This window comes from Sporomusa sp. 246TCP1, from assembly GCF_057319775.1.
Genome location: NZ_CM170492.1, coordinates 1,003,733 through 1,022,665, shown reverse-complemented (window position 1 = coordinate 1,022,665; position 18,933 = coordinate 1,003,733). Strand labels below are relative to the sequence as shown.

At 41.3% G+C, this 18,933-nt stretch carries 18 protein-coding genes and 1 riboswitch; of the genes, 2 read left to right on the top strand and 16 right to left on the bottom strand.

Features of this window, described 5'->3' with window-relative positions:
- Nucleotides 1-167 precede the first annotated feature (167 nt).
- The gene (locus AC1ECB_RS05015) at nucleotides 168-533 is read right to left on the bottom strand and encodes a hypothetical protein (protein ID WP_485667712.1); all 366 of its coding nucleotides are present in this window, start codon (nucleotides 531-533) and stop codon (nucleotides 168-170) included.
- Between the two features lie 217 nt (nucleotides 534-750).
- Nucleotides 751-1,740, bottom strand: coding sequence for an extracellular solute-binding protein (locus tag AC1ECB_RS05010; protein ID WP_485667711.1), 990 nt, complete (start codon nucleotides 1,738-1,740; stop codon nucleotides 751-753).
- A 364-nt stretch (nucleotides 1,741-2,104) separates the two neighbouring features.
- A riboswitch (molybdenum cofactor riboswitch) is annotated at nucleotides 2,105-2,224 on the top strand.
- A gap of 142 nt (nucleotides 2,225-2,366) precedes the next feature.
- Between AC1ECB_RS05010 and AC1ECB_RS05005 the strand changes: the two genes are divergently transcribed.
- Both AC1ECB_RS05005 and AC1ECB_RS05000 read left to right on the top strand, forming a co-directional pair.
- Nucleotides 2,367-2,726, top strand: a complete 360-nt coding sequence (locus tag AC1ECB_RS05005; RefSeq protein ID WP_021167427.1) for a hypothetical protein — start codon at nucleotides 2,367-2,369, stop codon at nucleotides 2,724-2,726.
- Nucleotides 2,727-2,773: 47 nt separating this feature from the next.
- The gene (locus AC1ECB_RS05000) at nucleotides 2,774-4,447 is read left to right on the top strand and encodes a hypothetical protein (RefSeq protein WP_485667710.1); all 1,674 of its coding nucleotides are present in this window, start codon (nucleotides 2,774-2,776) and stop codon (nucleotides 4,445-4,447) included.
- A gap of 232 nt (nucleotides 4,448-4,679) precedes the next feature.
- Here the strand turns inward: AC1ECB_RS05000 and spoIIR are convergent, their stop codons facing one another.
- The 14 genes from spoIIR to spoVE form a co-directional block, all read right to left on the bottom strand.
- Nucleotides 4,680-5,288: a stage II sporulation protein R gene (spoIIR, locus tag AC1ECB_RS04995; protein ID WP_485667709.1), complete on the bottom strand. Its 609-nt coding sequence runs from the start codon at nucleotides 5,286-5,288 to the stop codon at nucleotides 4,680-4,682.
- A 29-nt stretch (nucleotides 5,289-5,317) separates the two neighbouring features.
- Nucleotides 5,318-6,091 (bottom strand): RNA polymerase sporulation sigma factor SigG, encoded by a 774-nt coding sequence (sigG, locus tag AC1ECB_RS04990; RefSeq protein WP_021167424.1) that lies wholly within the window; start codon nucleotides 6,089-6,091, stop codon nucleotides 5,318-5,320.
- A 614-nt stretch (nucleotides 6,092-6,705) separates the two neighbouring features.
- The gene (sigE, locus tag AC1ECB_RS04985; protein WP_485667708.1) at nucleotides 6,706-7,443 is read right to left on the bottom strand and encodes an RNA polymerase sporulation sigma factor SigE; all 738 of its coding nucleotides are present in this window, start codon (nucleotides 7,441-7,443) and stop codon (nucleotides 6,706-6,708) included.
- Nucleotides 7,422-8,354, bottom strand: a complete 933-nt coding sequence (locus AC1ECB_RS04980; protein WP_485667707.1) for a sigma-E processing peptidase SpoIIGA — start codon at nucleotides 8,352-8,354, stop codon at nucleotides 7,422-7,424. Before AC1ECB_RS04980 ends, sigE begins: the two co-directional genes overlap by 22 nt.
- Before the next feature lie 207 nt (nucleotides 8,355-8,561).
- On the bottom strand, nucleotides 8,562-9,608 hold the full coding sequence (ftsZ, locus tag AC1ECB_RS04975; protein ID WP_021167421.1) for a cell division protein FtsZ: 1,047 nt from the start codon (nucleotides 9,606-9,608) through the stop codon (nucleotides 8,562-8,564).
- 27 nt (nucleotides 9,609-9,635) lie between these two features.
- Nucleotides 9,636-10,832 (bottom strand): cell division protein FtsA, encoded by a 1,197-nt coding sequence (ftsA, locus tag AC1ECB_RS04970; RefSeq protein WP_485667706.1) that lies wholly within the window; start codon nucleotides 10,830-10,832, stop codon nucleotides 9,636-9,638.
- Nucleotides 10,833-10,992: 160 nt separating this feature from the next.
- Nucleotides 10,993-11,322, bottom strand: coding sequence for a small basic family protein (locus tag AC1ECB_RS04965; RefSeq protein WP_485667705.1), 330 nt, complete (start codon nucleotides 11,320-11,322; stop codon nucleotides 10,993-10,995).
- 1 nt (nucleotide 11,323) lies between these two features.
- Complete coding sequence (locus tag AC1ECB_RS04960) at nucleotides 11,324-12,016, bottom strand: DUF881 domain-containing protein (protein WP_485667704.1); 693 nt, start codon at nucleotides 12,014-12,016, stop codon at nucleotides 11,324-11,326.
- A gap of 27 nt (nucleotides 12,017-12,043) precedes the next feature.
- Nucleotides 12,044-12,790 (bottom strand): cell division protein FtsQ/DivIB, encoded by a 747-nt coding sequence (locus AC1ECB_RS04955; protein WP_485667703.1) that lies wholly within the window; start codon nucleotides 12,788-12,790, stop codon nucleotides 12,044-12,046.
- Between the two features lie 95 nt (nucleotides 12,791-12,885).
- Nucleotides 12,886-13,818, bottom strand: coding sequence for a D-alanine--D-alanine ligase (locus AC1ECB_RS04950; RefSeq protein WP_485667702.1), 933 nt, complete (start codon nucleotides 13,816-13,818; stop codon nucleotides 12,886-12,888).
- Nucleotides 13,819-13,840: 22 nt separating this feature from the next.
- Complete coding sequence (murA, locus tag AC1ECB_RS04945; protein WP_485667701.1) at nucleotides 13,841-15,085, bottom strand: UDP-N-acetylglucosamine 1-carboxyvinyltransferase; 1,245 nt, start codon at nucleotides 15,083-15,085, stop codon at nucleotides 13,841-13,843.
- Nucleotides 15,086-15,152: 67 nt separating this feature from the next.
- Entirely contained in the window at nucleotides 15,153-16,538 is a 1,386-nt protein-coding gene (murC, locus tag AC1ECB_RS04940; RefSeq protein ID WP_485667700.1) for a UDP-N-acetylmuramate--L-alanine ligase, read from the bottom strand.
- A gap of 142 nt (nucleotides 16,539-16,680) precedes the next feature.
- A complete protein-coding gene (gene murG / locus AC1ECB_RS04935; protein WP_485667699.1) occupies nucleotides 16,681-17,799 on the bottom strand; it encodes an undecaprenyldiphospho-muramoylpentapeptide beta-N-acetylglucosaminyltransferase in 1,119 nt (372 codons plus the stop codon).
- An 18-nt stretch (nucleotides 17,800-17,817) separates the two neighbouring features.
- Nucleotides 17,818-18,924, bottom strand: a complete 1,107-nt coding sequence (gene spoVE / locus AC1ECB_RS04930; protein WP_485667698.1) for a stage V sporulation protein E — start codon at nucleotides 18,922-18,924, stop codon at nucleotides 17,818-17,820.
- Nucleotides 18,925-18,933: the final 9 nt, after the last annotated feature.

Sequence of the window (18,933 nt, the reverse complement as noted above, 5' to 3'; positions counted from 1 at the left end):
TTTTCTTCTTGTCATAAGAAAAACCTCCAAGTTGATGCTATTTTGCATCAACTTGGAGGTTTTTTCAATTTATCGGTCAATCCCCAGCTACTCCTAAACCTTCATTGGATGAAAGAGCTTTTGAGCTAGTTCTCTCAGAACCGGCGAGCAACGAGCCGGCTCGATGATCATTCCTTTAGCCATACCCTGCCATGAAGGGGCAGGTTCTCTAATCTATGAGCCATACCGCCATTGTCATCAGACGCAGCATAATAGATTTTTTTCACACCTGAGTTAATTATATGTTGTCTGGCGCCCGCCAATGCTTCCTTGAGTGTAATCAGAATAAACGGATCATCCTCGTAGCGTGGATCAAGCGCATAGGTATCAATCGCCTTTGCGATTTCGTCTAAATCGAAGAGTTTATCAGTCCGTTGTTCTTCAGCGGCAGCAGCCAGTCCACAATTGATAAACAATGTACTGGCCACCATAATGATAAATATTTTTAAAATCCAGCCTAAGTGCCAATATCTCACATTGCCATTATTCATCATACTCACTCCTTAGTTACTTTCGAACCAACCATCGCTGCGTAAGATTGCGGGCCGACACGATGAAAATTTTCTCATTCTCATTCCAGCCTTGGCCGTTGAAATGGCAATCAACCGTGATCTGGCTTCATCCAACAGTGTCATAATATACTCCTCCTTTGACAGACCTTGTGGGAGCCTGCTTATGTATGTTTGTGGTTATAGGTACGCGGCTCGCTGCTTATTGTTTGAACGGCTTTATTAAAGCTTTTAATTCTGCCGGGATGTAAGGCAATTCCCTGGTGCGAACTAACGGATTCATAGAAATAAAACCTGCATCATTTAGATATTTTTGTCCATCTGTCAAAAGAAAGTGTATGAATTGCAGCGCTTCCTTGGTATGTGGTGCGTTATTCACCAGAGTAAGACCATAAATTATTGGTTGTCCATAAACTTGTTCAATGCTGCCTGTTTTTTTGCCAGTAAGCGACAGTGTTGCTTGCTTATAATAGTTCACATAATCCAAGGAAGAAAAATCGAGTTCAACCGGCAAGGTTATATAGCGATAGCCGCCTTGTTTGGCTGATGACTCATAAAAGAAAAAGTAATCCAACCGACCTGAATTCAGCATTTCTTTGATAGTTTTTCCATCATTAACGGTGCTAGACTCGTGAAAATTATTTACCAGCTCTTGATACAAGCCTTGTTTATGATAGTATTTTTCGGCTAACTGCAATGTTAGGACTGCCCGGTAGCCGCCAGGATCCAAATTCGGGTCGGTATGACCATACTGCACATCTGGCCTTGATAAAATATCATACCAATTATCACTGGTAATCTCATTAGCATACTTACTTTTGTCAGTAAAGGCTACAACTGTTTTATTACGGGCGAAAAATATATTAAACTTTGCATATTCAGGCATCATCAGATTATCAATAGTTTCATAGTCAGCAGAAGCAACCACGTCACAGGGTCTCTTCAGTTCCGTTACTTTCCGGGCGGCTTCCCGGCTGCCACTTCCCTCTAAAGTGATTTTGGTATCCGGATGAGACTTTTCATAAGCTTCAGCCGCTTTCTGGAACGGTCCGCTTAAACTGCCAGCATGAAAGACAATAACCTCTGTAATTGGGTGGTTTGGACTCTCTTGGGCAAAACTGCTTTGTTGCCCCAGGCCAATGAGTACTACACATAGAAAAAGACCCATTAGTTTCATTAATTTACGATTCATATACATACCCCTTTTGCTAATATTTTACAAGCTGCTTTTGAAAACAAATTTATCGCGATATCAATTGCTTTATTGAAATAGAATAAAATTAAAGTAATATAAGCTAACAAATGCAGCAATACCCTGATTCTATTATAGTATTTGTTTATTTATACTGGCAAGAGTTTAATTGACAAATCAATTTAACCCCTTTTTATAAAGACGAAAAATCAGCTCTAATCTTAACCTCGCAAAAAATTTTTCTAACCAACATATACCAACCATATTGATTTATACACCGTCAAACAATATAATAGTAATTAATTGTTGATGTTTGTTTATGTTAGTTTTCATTATCAAAATACCTCTTATTATAATTTCATAATCGGATAGTCTGCTCCCTTAGCCGATTTACCTAATCCTTTCGTGGTATGGTATCCGGCCGATCGGTATAGCTGAAAACGGCTATATCTCCCTTTTGGAAAGGAGCAATATTTCAAGCAGTGCAAAATTTTGCTCTTGTTTTATGCTTTATTACGTTCGCTTGAATTTATTGCCAAGCCCTTTCCGTTCTGGAGAGGCTTGGCATATTTTTGTTTAAGCTTGTTGCTTCAATTAGTCTATAAAATGTTCTAAGGAGGAAAATTATGTATTCACGAATCAATGATCACAGTGATGTTTTAACCAATGGGAAGATCATGCTATTTACCGACAACGAATCCGGTTGCTATACACTAACTGACTTACAATACTCTGAACATGCATTTCAAGAACTCCTTGTAGATACCCATAAAGCAATTCGAGAAGCTACCTTGTCTAAGAACGACTATACGTTTGATGCCTATGTTAATATTCTGGTAACGTTAACAAATAACCTAAAAAACATTACAGAGTCTCTGCTTGCAGTCAAAGCGGCAATACAGACAGCCAAAGGCGAGCGAAGCACGACAATTGCTGCGTCTTACCAAATAGAAAGTGTCGAATGTATTACAAAAAAAGTTGTGTAAAGAAATAGATTGTTTTACTTTAAATACAAAAAGGATGGTGATACCGCATGAAGATTTCAGATTTCATATTAGTAGCCAACAATATCCCGGTTGATACGCTTCCTCTTTTTGTCCAGCTCGCTGGCGATACATCATCGGCATACAAAGAAATAGACTTGCTTTATGAAATCGATAAAACCCGTTACCAGACCGCAGCCTCTCAGTCTTCTTATGCTAATCATCCTTTGTTCACTACCAGCGGCATTGATCGACAAATTTATGCCTTAAAATACTTAGGAATGTTGCTTGTGGCTATGGAAGATGGCCCTTGTTCTCCCTTATTCGAACAGGTAATACACATTCTGACAAAACGCTGGAGCAATTTGTATGGCTATATTAAAAATTCCGAAACAATTGATTTATCAAAAGCCGTCCAACCAGAGTATTATGCCGAATCCATAAAAAACAGTCAATACCACAATCTTCTTACTGGCGCCACAATACAATATCTTCAATATTTTATTGCAATGTATCCAGCTATTGATTTACCACCTCATGCCTCCCTGAAATTTGCCATGTTTATTACCTGTATTTTAGGCAAAAAAGCAATCATACCCGAACCTGAAACTTTATTTGTTGTGCAAACACTTGCCAGCAAACTTGATAACACCGGCGATTTTCAACAATTAAAAAGCAGGCTGAATAAACCAGCAATAAAAAAAATGGCCCGTCAACTTAAAAATGCGATATATCAAAAGGTATTTTATAATTATCTTGAACCCTGGAACGGCGACCACTTCTGGGAAGGAATGGCTCACTGCACCGCGTATCTGTCATCATCAGCCGGAATATCCCTGGCTTCACCAAAAATTCTGACAAAGATTAAAGAACGAGATGTTGAACTACTTTGCCGCCTCTATATTATCAAGATGACATCAGAGTTATTTCGATCCAATCATAAGCAAAGCCAAGAGGATCTGGAATCAAAATGTGCCGAGTTTGTAATGCTCGGCTTAAGTTTACTCGAATTTATACGTGAGTATAAAAAAACGAGAAAATATTATTTTGAACAAAACAATCCTTTTATATATGCCGAAATTGATAATCTCAAAAAACAACTTCAAGCCTACGAAATAGAAGTTCGCAGAATGAGTGCGGATTTGGCAGCCAAAACCGATTTACTGGCCCAGAAAGAAGAGGAGCTTAACACCTTGGTTCTCAAACAAAAGTTCGTGGTAAATGCCTTAAGCAAAGAAACTGAGCTACTTCAAACTAAACTCACTCAAGTGGAAAATCGCCGAAAACAAATTAAAGACATAGAAAGCTCTGATAATATTATAAATTTAGCAACATCTAATCAACACTACAATATCGAGGCAGCTTTAAACACTTTAAGCAACATTCACGCCCTGGTTATCGGCGGTGCTGAAAACTGGCAAACCAAGTTAAAGACCCAGTTACCTAATTTTGTTTATCTCTCCGGCGATGCAAATGGCTTTGATGAAGCACTTATCATTCATGCTGATATTATCTTTGCCAATGTTCGCTGCAAATTCAGCCATGACTGTTTTTATAAGATGATCAAACTAATTCGCTATTACGACAAACGTTTAGTGTTTTTGTCCAAAACCAACATTCCCCTTACCATCCAACAGATGGCCAGTGCTGCAGTTCCTTCCTATTCATCAGTAGAAAAAAGCGTTGTAACGCAAAGCAATATCAGACGCGTTGTCGAAGTATAAATAATCTCAGTAAAGTTTCCTACAGTGAAGGTACTATGAAACGCTAAGGCTTGTGCCGGCATCCTAAAGGACGCCGGCACAAGCCTTAGCCGTTCATCCAGGAAAAGTTCAACTTTCCCTCTGGAACAAAAAGAGAGCTACTTAATTTGTTAGCTTTCTTTTTAGTTTATTCATAGGAATCCATTGTATTTTCGCAGAGTTGAGACTGCTTTTTACCTGTTGCAACAATTTATTATCTAAAAATCTCAACTAACTTCCAGCAAATTTTTAGGGGTTTTTCGCCATCCTCCTGCTGAGTATACTCATTGGAAGAAGAAACTGGGGCTAAAGTCGTGTTAGTACCATCAATAAAACATAGGGGTGGAAATAATACGCACCACCAATTTTGCCCGGCACCCTCTCCCAGGAGAATGCGAACAGCCTGATACTCTCCCGCAGGCAACACTAAGCTGCCGTAGGAACGCACCGGAAATTCAAAACTACCAATTTGGATAGCTACAGGATAATCAACGCCGTTTTCCGCCAGCGTGTTTTTAGCCACCAGAACAAGTTCCTCTTGGCGGTTAGCTATAATGTTTTTAGCTGCTTGGGCGTTACTCACATCTTTGACATGCGGAGTTAGATAGGCAATAACTGCATCGCGAACCTTTAGTTTAAGCTGTTGGTCTTGCACGCTATCACTATTAGCTAAAATATGCAATCTAACATAATCACTACTATTGGGTGTCACCGACACCCCGTGTTTTTGCTGATAAAGAAGTACATTCCAACCACCAGCAATAAGACAAATTACTAAAATTATCAATATTCGCTTACTCCACAAAGGTAAACTTCTCTCCACTACACTGCCTCCCTGATAAATCATAAACTCTATATGTATTTGCGCATGTGGCCTAATGCGGCCTTTTCCAACCGTGACACCTGTGCCTGGGAAATACCGATTTCATCTGCAACTTCCATCTGCGTTTTACCCTCAAAGAACCTAAGAGTGAGTATATGTTTCTCACGATCACTCAGTTTGCGCAGAGCTTCTTTGATCGCCACTCCCTCAAGCCAACTTAAATCTAAATGTTTATCATCACTGATTTGATCCATTACAAAGATGGGATCACCACCATCATGATAAATAGGCTCAAATAAGGATATAGGCTCTTGGATTGCATCCAGGGCAAATATTATTTCTTCTCTTGGCACCTTAAGTTCATCAGCAATTTCATTAATTGACGGCTCCCGTGAAAACCGACTGACTAACGAATCCCGTACTTGCAGCGCTTTATAGGCAACATCCCGCATTGAGCGGCTTACCCTTATGGGGTTGTTATCTCTTAAATAGCGCCGGATTTCACCAATAATCATTGGTACTGCGTAGGTAGAAAACTTTACATTCTGTGCCAAATCAAAATTATCAATGGCTTTCATTAAACCAATACAGCCAACCTGAAATAAGTCATCAACATATTCTCCCCGATTGTTAAACCGTTGAATTACGCTAAGCACTAATCGGAGATTGCTATAAATCAGCTGTTCCCTGGCGGCTTTTTCGCCCCCCTGCATTACCTCAAACAACTCACGCATTTTAGTGGCAGAAAGCACCGGGAGCTTTGCTGTATTTACACCACATATTTCGACTTTATTAACAATCACATTATTACCTCCCCAGTTTTTCTAAGCTACTAAAACAACTTGCCCCACACAAGCATTATTGCCATGGGCTGACGATTTTATACTTTGCAGTGCAAGAGAAGCTTGCCGTTTTTTCAAAAAAGATCAAAAACCGCTATTGCAGCCTTTTGATCTTCAGCCAAAAAATAGTAATGCTATAGTCCACAATACCGTTATTCCTTTGCGTACTTTGAATACTTTGCGGTAACAATTCTTAAAATGGGTGGAGCTTGGCTTTTGGCTAGTTCTTTGGATTTGCACACATCAGATATTTGGTCAATATAATACCAGGTGAGGGCCTTTTACTTTTGGCATTGCCCCAAAAGTAACAAAAGGTCTAGGCCCCACGCCTCCAAAAGCTGAAAAGGCGGGCGATATTCCTAAAATCCGTAAACTCTATATACCGCAAAACAAAAACCGCACCCCGGAAGATGCGGTTTTTACGATTAATTTATAAATCAACTGCCAACAAAAGGCATTATACAGTCTTTCCAATGAAATACAAAAAACCCACCTTAACCAACGGCTGATAGTGGGCTAAACAAGAAACTGACCCACCCGAAGAAAGGGCGACTAAAAATGCATTTAACAAAACCTTACTCCATGCGAGATATCTCTTTACGCAGCCTTTTTATTATCCTCTTTTCCAGCCTAGAAATATAAGACTGGGATATCCCCAGCATATCAGCTACTTCTTTTTGTGTACGTTCATTACCATCATCATTAAGGCCAAACCGTAGTTCCATAATTCTTCGTTCCCGCCCTGACAACTTGCTCATGGCTGTGTATAACAGGGTTTTATCAACCTCTTCCTCTACTGACTTATAAATAATATCATTATCTGTACCTAACACATCAGAAAGTAACAGTTCATTACCATCCCAATCAATATTTAATGGTTCGTCAAAGGATACTTCGGCCCGGGTTTTACTGTTACGACGTAAATACATTAAAATTTCATTTTCGATACATCGTGAAGCATATGTGGCCAGTTTAATCTTTTTAATGGGATCAAAAGTGTTTACTGCTTTGATTAAGCCAATCGTACCGATGCTAACTAAATCTTCGACACTTACGCCGGTATTTTCAAATTTGCGGGCAATGTAGACGACAAGCCGGAGGTTACGTTCAATGAATACACTTCTGACAGATTTATCCCCTTTTTGCAAACGGTTAAGCAAAAATATCTCTTCATCACTTGATAAAGGCGGCGGTAAAATTTCCGCGCTACCAACATAAAATACTTCATCAGGCTTCAGCCAACCAATCGCCTGAAGTAATGATATGATCCTTAGCCTTATATACAATTTAATTATTGGCCAGGTAATTCGCATGTACTTTCCCCCTTGGTTCTATTGATGTCTGTTATAAGCGCCGGATGTAAAAGTGCCTGACAATCACTACCATCAGCAAAGGTACCATCGTAAATGCCGATGAGTACTTCTGAGGTATAATACGAGCCTACCTTACTCATCACGGTAATACTATCTGGTCTAAAGCCAAGTAACATATTGCAGCCGCCAACCGACTGGCAGGGAATAATCTCCACCCTGGCTAGCCAAGCTGAGTCCTGGCATTCGTCAAGATTAGCTAACCAGGAATCTGGCCGGTTAGCTGTTAAGAATGCTGCAACCTGCCGGCCCAGTAATTGAAGTGCAGATTGCAGGGACAGCAGAACTACCGGTTTACGCCCCAGCAGCGAATAGAGGCCATTGCCAGTATCCATCATACCCGTAACTTCCTGCAACTGCCCGGCATATTCTATTCTTGCCTGATAAAAAGTCTTATACCGGTACATTCTGGCCAGCAGTCTTTTGACAACCAGCAGGATGAGAACTATGGCTATAACACTGCCTGCCACTAAATGGCCCCAGGAGAGTTTAATAGTAGTACCAGCTCTAAAAGGCGCTTCAGTCTGAATAAAATACATCCAGCCCAACAAGGCCCCACCCAGGATAAAAGATACTATAAAAAAAATACCGGTAAGTGTTACTGTCAGCTTTACTGACCTATAGCCAAAAGCCAATAAAATAATCACCACCGACGCCAAGAACTTTCCGGGAATACTATATAATACAGCCATCTCCGGAAAAATACCGATTAATGTATATACGCCTCCCGCTACAGCCGTCATCAACAAGCGTTTCCAACAAAAAGAAATGCCTGCGGCATAAGCTGTTACTACTAAAATAATACTATTCATAATAAAATTGATTAACAATACTACATCAGCATAAATGCTCACAGTTTATACCTTCTTGGATCATATTTTATATATAAAAACATTATACACATAAGACTATATGCCTGAAATCAAATTGTTATTCTAATTATACAAAGTATTCCTTTAATAAAATGTAATTTCCTGCCATTTTAATAGTTTCAAAAATAGACATAAAACCCGGCTCGTAATGAGCCGGGTTTTATGTTACATTCCTTATTTACTATATGTCTACCGCCGCATCCAAGCCGGAATATCTAAATCCCGCCCTTTAAACGGTTCAATAACCTTAGTTTCGCTTTTACCTGCACTTACCTTCAATGGCAGGGGATCAAAACCAGTAGCAATGACAGTTACTCGAACTTGGTCTTCAAACGCTTCATCAATGGTTGCACCAAATATAATCGTAGCTTCCGGATCAGCCGCTTTGGCAATAATATCAGCAGCCTCATTAACTTCAAACAATGTAGTATTAGGACCGCCAGTAAAATTAAGTAATACACCTTTAGCGCCATCAATTGACATTTCTAAGAGCGGACTCTTAATCGCCGCTTCAACAGCCGTAATTGCGCGGTTATCCCCTGTACCAAAGCCAATACCCATAAGTGCCGAACCAGCATCGCTCATAATAGTCTTAACATCGGCGAAATCAAGATTTATTAATGCAGGCACAGCAATAAGATCAGAAATCCCTTGCACACCTTGACGGAGTACATCATCAACAATCTTAAATGCTTCCATGATCGGAGTGCGTTTATCCACAACCTGTAGCAATCGGTCATTAGGGATAGTAATCAACGTATCTACTTTTTCCTTCAGCTTGGCAATTCCCCGTTCAGCTTGGAGTTGACGCTTGCGTCCCTCAAAAGAAAAAGGTTTAGTAACAACCCCAACCGTTAAAGCTCCTACTTCCCGGGCACACTCAGCTACTATCGGTGCCGCCCCTGTGCCAGTACCGCCACCCATACCAGCTGTAATAAACACCATGTCTGATCCTTTAAGAACCTTAATGATATCATCCCGGCTTTCCTGAGCGGCCTTCTCACCGATATCAGGATTAGCCCCCGCTCCCAAGCCTTTAGTTAATTTCTCACCAATCTGAATACGATAAGTAGCTTCAGATCCAATCAATGCCTGTGCATCTGTATTTATAGTGATAAATTCTACACCCTGCAAGCCAGCGCCAATCATTCGATTGACAGCATTATTGCCACCACCGCCCACACCAATAACTTTTATTGAAGCAAACTGGTCCAAGTCCATGTCAAATTCCAACATTACTAAGTTTTCCTCCCTTACCATCTATCAAATTTTCAATAATTTTTTCGCCTTACGGATAAACGCATTCCAAGCACTGTAGCCTTCTGCAACTGGCTCACTTGTTGAAATCCTGGCTCCATGGCTTATAATGCCATAACACACAGTATTAGTTGCATAAGCATATTCATCAGCCAATTGCGCTGGTTTAATCGTTTCGGTATGTATCTGAAACACTTTGGCTATGCAAGAGCCCATACTGGGCATTGTCCCTGAACCACCCGTCAAATAAATGCACTCCAAAGTTTCTCCATTTACGGTTAGATGCTTGTCCAGAAGCGGCTTAATAAAATCATATAGCAAACCAACAATTTCATCTACTCTACTTTCAATAATATCATATAAAAAATCAAAAGAAATATGCTTATCTGTAGTTCCGTAATCATTACAGTCCAGAACCACTCCTTGATTATGCAAATCAGGCGACAACCGGGAATAATAACGCTTAATTTCTTCAGCATGAACTCGGTTAACACTCAATCCCTGCATCAAATCACTGGTTATATAATCACCGCCCAAGGGTAATGAGGCTGAAGAACAAAGCTTACCACCAACATAAATAACAACATCGGCCGTACCTGCCCCAATGTCCATAAAAATAAAGTTATTACGCTCATCAGATAACTCTTTCCTCAACGTTTCTGCGGCCACAACACCATTAGCAACAATTCCATTTAATTTAAGCCCGGTTTCGGCAAGCGCCTGGGTTAGTCCTTGCACAATTACCTTCGGCGCCGATATTATGTGAGCTTCTACCTCAAAAGCAGCGCCTGGTTTGGCGACAGATTCTCTAGTTGAAAACACATGTAAAATTTCGTAATCATTATCGGCAACGGCAAAGGTTGCTGCTTTACAGGCGCGTCCAACATCTTCGCGTGTCACAGTTCCTGCAGTTATTGGAGCAATACTACCAATACTATTTTGCATAACAAGTGATGAACCGCTAATACCTAAGTATACACAACCTGTCTCCTGGCTGTCAGCTGCCATAAGAACACAATCTACTGCCTGTCTTATAGAATGAGTCAAAGCGTTACTGTCAGTGATAACCCCTCTATCGTAGCCAACTGTTGGAGCAGCACCACTACCTAAAATGTCCACATTGCCATCAGCCAGCCTTCTTCCAACAAACACTTTGATCATACCTGTGCCAACATCAATAGCTAATATAGTTTTTTTATTCATAACTCCCTCGCAGCACAGTATTATGTTTCTTCAAGAATAGTTTCAACAAAAGTGCCATTTTCCCTTTTTTTTAACCGAAAAATCTATATTTATTTTACATTTAAACACAAAGAAAACTCCAAAGCCAAAACGATACTAGGATGACTTTGAAGCTTTCTTATTATTTCTTTAAAAAATAACGACGAATAATTGCTAAATTTTGAAATATTCGCAAGCCAAAAGCCAATAGGGCAACATAATATAAATCAATTCCCAGACGGTCGCCAATATATACCAAGCCTGCGGCCAACAATGCATTTGTAAAAAAACCTGTGATGAATATCGTATTGTCAAATTTTTCCTCACTGCCGGCTCTTAGTCCACCAAACACAGAATCTAGCGATGCCAGCAACGCCACCGACAAAAACTTAGCATATTCTACAGGCACTGTAACCGGAAAAAATATACCAATAAGCACACCTATAATAAGTCCGGCAATCGGCAATGCCATACTAAAGACCACCTTCCTGCGCCGGCTTGGCGAGTTCAAACCGAAAAGTACCCTTAAATGCCGGAATTTTTACTGCCTCTTGCGTTTTGATTGTTACTTGAATACCCCAGAATTGTAAGGTTTCAACTACTCCGCCACGCATTTTTAGTGCATTCTCCAACGTTGTTGGCTCACCAATAACACGAACTTCATAGGGTGGTGAATAGCGCGAATTATTGACTGATAACGTTGGCCCGGCACAACGAATTTCGGAACTGGCAATAAGCCGTTGTTCGTTAATCGACATAGCTTCCGCACCGGCTGCCCACAATTCATTAATCACTTTAAGAATATCATCATCATGAATTAGATACAAATTAGGGTTTTCCCCCGGCTTAGATGGCCGCTTACTATCATCAATCGTTACAATAATACCAGGTCCTTCGACAGCTACTACACCGGCTCCCATTTTTATCCTCTCAAATTCCTTAGATGCGGCTTCAGCACCTGAAGTACGCTTTAATTCATGAACTTGATTAACTAACGCGTCCCGCTCCTTTTCAGTCTGACTTAGCCGTTGGGATAAGTCCTCAACCCTTTGATAGGGAATACTTGACTTAATGTCTTGCGTAGTACGGAATTGCACCGCCAACATAATGCCCAATACAACGCAGACCAGGGCAATGGCAAGCTGCCCTTGCTTGATGGGTAACAAAATATCGTCTCCTTTCAAAATTGAACCCTATTTACTACGTATTTTAATAATTGGGGAGGTATAATTTAGATCGACATATTCGACAGTCATTTTTTTAGCAGCTATTTCCTGTAAGATTTCAGCTGTCAGCTTAGCTTTTTCTATAAGACGCTGATTATCTCCAATCCGGATGCAAACTGAATTTATAGTGTAAACAACAAGCTCATCCGGTGATTTAATGTTTACTTCCGATAATTGGTTTAATGCTCCCTCATCCAGTTCAGATAAATAGGTTAAAACATTAGCAAGCCCTGGATCATTTATCTGATCGCCAACATAAACATTCCCCAACCGAACACCAGTAATAACAGGCACTTTTACTTGCTTTAGGTTTTTAAATGCAACCATTACTATACCCTGTCGGTCAATTTCTACAAAACCATACTGGCTGGCAACAAAAGCCAAAGGCTGGCGTTCCTTGATATGAATAGTAATCGTTGCCGGAAAATTTCTCTCAACCTTAACCTCATCCACGCGCAGATCACCAGTCAGCCGCTCTTTAATTTCTGCAGGTTTTAGTCTAAAGATATTTATTTTTTCCGGAACTCCGGCTATTCGCAGCACTTCTTCAACAGTTACATACTTATTGCCCTCAACCACTACTGTCCCTACAATAAAATAGGGAGAATTAATAAATAAAAAAATAGCTATTAATGCTACCAGCGCCGCCAACCACAACGCCAGTATGGAAGCGCGCCGCTTTCTAGCTGCTCTCAAGCGTTCTGCGGTCTGCATACAATCACTCCTGTAGACATCTTCTGCAGTAATTATACAACGTATTGTCCACTAAATAAATAAAAAAATGAGCAGTAAACACTGCCCAATTTTTTCTAATCAGTCACCATCTGCAGTATCTGCTCACACAATTCGGCAAAACTTATGCCAACAGCAGCAGCAGCTTTGGGTACTAAACTAGTAGCTGTCATCCCTGGAATTGTGTTAATTTCCAAAACGTATGGCTGATTAACGTCACTGAGCATTACGTCAACCCGCCCAATTCCCCGGCATCCCAATAACTTATAGGCGTCAAGCGCAATTTGCTGGATATGCTCCGCAACCTTGGCTTCTAGCCTGGCTGGTACTATATACTCTGTCGCACCTTTAGTGTATTTAGATGTATAATCATATCGTCCTGATTGGGGCACTATTTCGATGATCGGTAGTGCTTTCGGCTCTTCACTACCAAGTATAGAAACAGTCAATTCTTTTCCTTTTATAAATTCCTCAACAACAATATGACCGCTATATTTAAAAGCCTCTGTTACTGCAACTTCAATGTCTGCAGCATCTTCAACGATGATCACGCCAATACTTGATCCCTGCGCAGCCGCTTTTACTACCACAGGTGTGCCGAATACCTCTTGAATCTCTTTTGTCACCACAGCAAGGTCAACATCCTGTTTACTGTATAGCCGTGACCGCGGAGTAGGTATTCCGGCTGACATAAACAATCGTTTGCTTACTGTTTTATCCATTGTCATCGCACTAGCCAATACACCTGAACCAGTATAAGGTATACCTAACATTTCCAGCGTGCCTTGCAGCAAGCCATCTTCACCATAAAGACCATGAATAGCATTAAATACAACCTCGATCTTCTCTTGTTCCAGTTGTTCAACAAATTTTCGGGGGTCAAGGTCGATGCCAACGGCATGATAACCTTTCTCTTTTAACGCCGCTAGAATGGCCCGCCCCGTATTCAAAGATACTTCCCTTTCTGCAGACGGTCCACCCATAACAACTGCAATTTTTTTATCTTTCATAAAAAGTCCCCCTTTATCTCCCTTACACCTTTACAATATTTGCTCCTAATGCTTGCAATTTTTTATCTATACTTTCATAACCACGCTCAATGTGATATACCTGCTCAATTTCCGAGGTTCCTTCTGCTGCTAAAGCGGCTAATACCAACGCACTGCCAGCCCGCAAATCAGGGGCAGCCACAATGGCACCAGTCAATTTCGCCACCCCGCGAATAATAGCTGTTCGTCCTTCAACCTTAATTTTAGCTCCCATCCGGGTAAGCTCATCAACATGCTTAAACCGATTTTCAAAAATAGTTTCCGTAATAATGCTAGTACCTTTAGCAATGGTAACCAATGACAACATCGGTGCTTGCAAGTCGGTAGGAAAACCGGGATATGGCAGCGTCTTTATATCTACACCCCTGAGTTCGCCAGCCTTTATCCTAATATAATCCTTACCAGTTATTATTTTCGCCCCAATATCCTGCAGTTTATCTGTAACTGAGAATAAATATTCAGGAACGACATTCTCAACTACAATATCACCACGTGTCATAACGCCTGCGGTTAAAAAAGTACCAGCCTCAATTCTATCACTCATTACTGTATGTTCTGCCGGAACTAGCCGGGCTACGCCATCAACTCTAATCGTATCAGTACCTGCACCATTGATTCTTGCTCCCATTTTATTTAAGATAGCCTGCAGATCAACAATTTCAGGCTCACGCGCTGCATTGCGAATAATCGTAGTACCCCTGGCCAGCGCGGCCGCCATCATCGCATTTTCTGTAGCACCAACACTGGGAAAATCAAAATTTATTTCACCGCCGGTTAACTCTTTCGCCTCAGCATCAATAAAACCAAAACTTTCATCAACAATTGCACCGATTTTCTCTAATGCCTTGATATGTAGATTAATTGGCCTGGGACCGATGGCACAACCACCTGGATAGGACAGTCTGACTTTGCGAAATCTTCCCAAAAGAGGCCCCATCAAAAAAACTGAAGCACGCATTTCCCGCATCAAATGTTCAGGTATTTCAACCTTACTCACATTGCTGGTATCGATTAGCATGGTATGACCTTGCCTGCTTATCTTAGCGCCAAGCAATATCAAAATATCCTGCATGGCTTGGATATCGCGCAAATACGGAACATCATGGATAACACTGATACCAGAACACAGAAGCGTTGCTGCCATAATTGGCAAAGTAGCATTTTTCGCCCCGCTTATCCGGACGTTGCCACTTAGTTGTACTTCTCCTTTGACGATAAATTTCTCCATCGTCTTCCCTCCCAGAAAAGTACAATCACCCTATACTCTTCTCTAATATAATCTAATCTCTAGCTAACTACACATTATTCGCTTGCGTAAGTTTTTCTACCAACTCTTCGCCTACCTGATAAATATTGCCGGCGCCCATAGTCATTACTAAATCTCCCGGCTCAACAATTTCAAACAAATAACGCGCAATTTTACCTTTATCTGGTACATAAGTTACCCGCTGATTGGTTTGCTGTTCAATTTCATTCTTAATCGTATCCCCGCTAACTCCGGGAATAGGCTGTTCACCAGCTGAATAAATATCAGTAAGAATTAACAAATCAGCTTGTAAAAATGCCGCACCAAACTCTTTTCGCAGAAAATTCGTACGGGTATACCGATGCGGTTGGAAAACACAAATTAGTCGCTTAGGTTCTGTTTGGCGTGCACCGAGTAATGTTGTACTGATTTCAGTCGGATGATGGGCGTAATCATCCACTACCCATACGCCATTAACCCGTCCTTTTGTCTGAAACCGGCGTTTTGCTCCCTGAAATAGGCCAAGACCTTCGACAATTTGGGCAAAACTTAACCCGGCATAAATACCTACAGCAACCGCAGCTAACGCATTAGATACATTATGGATTCCCGGCACACAGATTTTAGCTGTGCCTAAAAGATTGCCTTGATAGTATACATAAAAGGTTGAAACTGGACCGTCGGATTTTATATTGCGGGCGATAACATCTGCCTCCTGCTCAAGCGCATAAGATATATAGCGTCTTTCAAGCTTAGCAGCTATATTTCTTACATAGGAATTATCGAAACATAGAATAGCTACCCCCTCTGCCGGCGCAAGCTTATGCAAGAATTTTTCAAAAGTACGCAATATATTATCCATAGTTTTGTAGTAATCCATATGGTCGTTTTCAATGTTAGTTACAATGGCAATCTGTGGTGAAAATTTCAAAAAAGAGCCATCACTTTCATCAGCTTCTGCCACCAGATAGGGACCGTGACCAAGTTTTGCGCTGCCGCCTATTGATTCTAGCTCACCACCAATGACTATGGTCGGATCTATACCTGCCCGTTCCAGCATCAGGGCAATCATTGACGTCGTTGTAGTCTTGCCATGAGCACCAGCTACAGCTATGCCCTGCCGTTTAGACATTAAAAATGCCAGTACATCGGCCCGGTGATATACAGGTATTTCCTTGTCCCTGGCAGCCTTTACCTCCGGATTGGTCTCAGGGATTGCAGTAGAAACAACTACAGCTTGCGTATCACCAATATTTTCGTAACTGTGGCCAATATGCACTCGCGCGCCGGCTTGAGCAAGTTTGGTGGTAACGGCTGATTCCTGAGCATCAGAACCAGACACAATATACCCCATTTCCAGCAGTACCTTCGCAATAGAGCTCATACCTGAGCCACCAATACCAACAAAATGAATTTTTTTTATATTATCTAACAACAGTATTTCTCCCCTTTCTTGCGCACCGGTAACTCCAGCGCCTATATCTGCAGAAAGAGTTATTCCCTAGCCCATCCGGCTGCCGCTTTGGCATACCATAGTGTATGCACTCTCCGCACCCGATGTTACCTTATTAGTAAGATTAAGGTTTTTTCAGACTAAGTGCCAGCCGGGCAATTGTTTCTGCCGCTTGTGGGCAACCTAACTCTTTACTTTTCTTAGCCATACTGGAAAGTACTTCCGGATTACCTAGCAACCTCTTGATAGTATCTATCAGTTTACTATCTGTCAGTTCTTTGTCGATAATTACTACTGCTGCCCCCTGCTTTTCTAAAGCTCTGGCATTAAACTCCTGATGATTCTCTGCAGCAAAGGGGTATGGTATCAGAATTGCCGGAATGCCGCGCGCGGTTAATTCAGACAAACCGACTGCCCCAGCTCTGAAAATAGCTAAATCAGCAGCCGCTAAAGCTAACGGCATATTATATAAATATGGTTTGATGATAATATTACCAGCACTGGATAGCTCTATACCAGATTGCTTACTATTGCCAACCATGCTATTATACTCGCTTTGTCCTGTGACATGCAATATTTGAATCTGTGAATTGCCGCTAAAATAGTTGTACACACCAGACATCGCCTTATTGATACTGCGAGCCCCCCGGCTTCCTCCAACTACCAAAACAGTGAGTTTATCCGACGCAAGTCCAAGTTCAGTCAAACCTTCTTCCCGTTTAGCTGACATGACCTCCGGTCTAATAGGATTACCGGTAACTACAATTTGCTCAGGCCTGCACTTAGTAAAATAGACTGCAGCGTCTTGATAGCCTAAAGCAATTTTATCAACAAACCGGGATAAAATTTTATTCGTGATGCCAGGTATAACATTTTGTTCTTGAATAATGGTTGGTATTTTTAGCAAGCTAGCCGCCAAAAGCACCGGACCACATACATAACCACCAGTACCAATAACAACGTCAGGGCGAAATTTTTTTATAATTTGAGCAGAATTCCAAACACTTCCTACGGTAGTAAAGAGTGTTCGGACATTCTGCCAGGACAACCGCCGTTCCAGCCCACGTACTTCGATAGTAGCAAATGGAAAACCTTCCTTCGGAATGATATCTGCTTCCAGCCCATGTTTCGTCCCCACAAATAGTATCTCGCAGTTATCGGCTAACTTGGCTACCTCTCTGGCGATAGTAATGGCGGGGTAGATGTGCCCACCTGTTCCCCCGCCAGAAATAATGATTCGCATAACCTTTGCCCCCTACATTCATTTCAAGCTGACATACCGGGAAATATTAAGGAGTATACCCACCGCAGCCAACGTGAAAATCAGGGCTGAACCACCGAAGCTAATGAAGGGCAATGGGATTCCTGTTACCGGCATTGAGGCTGTAACTACTGCAATGTTCATAAGCGCCTGCAGTACAATCATACTGGTTATGCCTCCAGCCAGCAGGCTGCCATATATATCTGGCGCTGATATAGCTGTCTTAAAACCTCTCCAGGCAAATAGAAAAAATAGGATTACAACTGTGGCTGTACCAATAAAGCCAAGTTCCTCACCCAAAATAGCAAAGATAAAGTCAGTATGAGGTTCAGGCAAATACAAGAATTTTTCCCGGCTGCGCCCCAAACCAACACCGAACAGACCACCAGAACCGATCGCATATAAGGACTGAATGATATGGTAGCCGCTATTTAATGGATCAGCCCACGGATCACTAAAGGCTAACAAACGTTTTAGCCGGTAGGGTTCGGCAATAATTGCGGTAATTATGCCGAGCACACCGGCAGCACCCAGGGATCCCAGGTGCGTAAGCTTAGCACCTGAGGCAAACAATAGAATAAAAACCGTTCCACTAATAACAAGTGCGGTCCCTAAATCAGGCTCTTTCAAAATTAATCCAAATACCAGTATCAGTATCAATAATTGGGGCATGACCCCCTTAACAAAGTTACCAATTTTATCTTGTGACCTTGCCAAACTATTAGCAGTAAACAATACCATACTTAATTTTGCAATTTCTGACGGTTGTAGATAAAGTGAACCAAACCCCCCCAGCCAACGTCTGGCACCGTTGACTACCTTTCCTAAACCAGGAACAAGAACCAAGACCAATAAAAGCAAGGTGATTATCATAATCGGTTTGGCTAATTTGCGCCACACGTGATAATCAATATTCATCGTAAACAACATCGTCAGTATTCCTAGTGTAGCCCATATCAACTGTCGTTTTAAAAAATAGAAACTGTCATTATAGTTTACATATGCGGAAACAGCACTTGAACTATAGACCATTACTATCCCGAAACCCAACAAGCCCATAATGGCAAAAAAAACGACATAATCGGGCGACTTAGGCCTGACTCCCATCTTACTCCC

Excerpts from the sequence above, each read along its gene's own strand:
- murA (WP_485667701.1), bottom strand. The coding sequence starts at position 15,085 with ATGGAGAAATTTATCGTCAAAGGAGAAGTACAACTAAGTGGCAACGTC.
- spoVE (WP_485667698.1), bottom strand. The coding sequence starts at position 18,924 with ATGGGAGTCAGGCCTAAGTCGCCCGATTATGTCGTTTTTTTTGCCATT.
- AC1ECB_RS04950 (WP_485667702.1), bottom strand. The coding sequence starts at position 13,818 with ATGAAAGATAAAAAAATTGCAGTTGTTATGGGTGGACCGTCTGCAGAA.
- murG (WP_485667699.1), bottom strand. The coding sequence starts at position 17,799 with ATGCGAATCATTATTTCTGGCGGGGGAACAGGTGGGCACATCTACCCC.
- AC1ECB_RS05000 (WP_485667710.1), top strand. The coding sequence starts at position 2,774 with ATGAAGATTTCAGATTTCATATTAGTAGCCAACAATATCCCGGTTGAT.
- AC1ECB_RS04955 (WP_485667703.1), bottom strand. The coding sequence starts at position 12,790 with ATGCAGACCGCAGAACGCTTGAGAGCAGCTAGAAAGCGGCGCGCTTCC.
- AC1ECB_RS05015 (WP_485667712.1), bottom strand. The coding sequence starts at position 533 with ATGATGAATAATGGCAATGTGAGATATTGGCACTTAGGCTGGATTTTA.
- AC1ECB_RS04965 (WP_485667705.1), bottom strand. The coding sequence starts at position 11,322 with ATGGCATTGCCGATTGCCGGACTTATTATAGGTGTGCTTATTGGTATA.
- ftsA (WP_485667706.1), bottom strand. The coding sequence starts at position 10,832 with ATGAATAAAAAAACTATATTAGCTATTGATGTTGGCACAGGTATGATC.
- AC1ECB_RS05010 (WP_485667711.1), bottom strand. The coding sequence starts at position 1,740 with ATGAATCGTAAATTAATGAAACTAATGGGTCTTTTTCTATGTGTAGTA.
- sigE (WP_485667708.1), bottom strand. The coding sequence starts at position 7,443 with ATGCGAATTACCTGGCCAATAATTAAATTGTATATAAGGCTAAGGATC.
- AC1ECB_RS05005 (WP_021167427.1), top strand. The coding sequence starts at position 2,367 with ATGTATTCACGAATCAATGATCACAGTGATGTTTTAACCAATGGGAAG.
- ftsZ (WP_021167421.1), bottom strand. The coding sequence starts at position 9,608 with ATGTTGGAATTTGACATGGACTTGGACCAGTTTGCTTCAATAAAAGTT.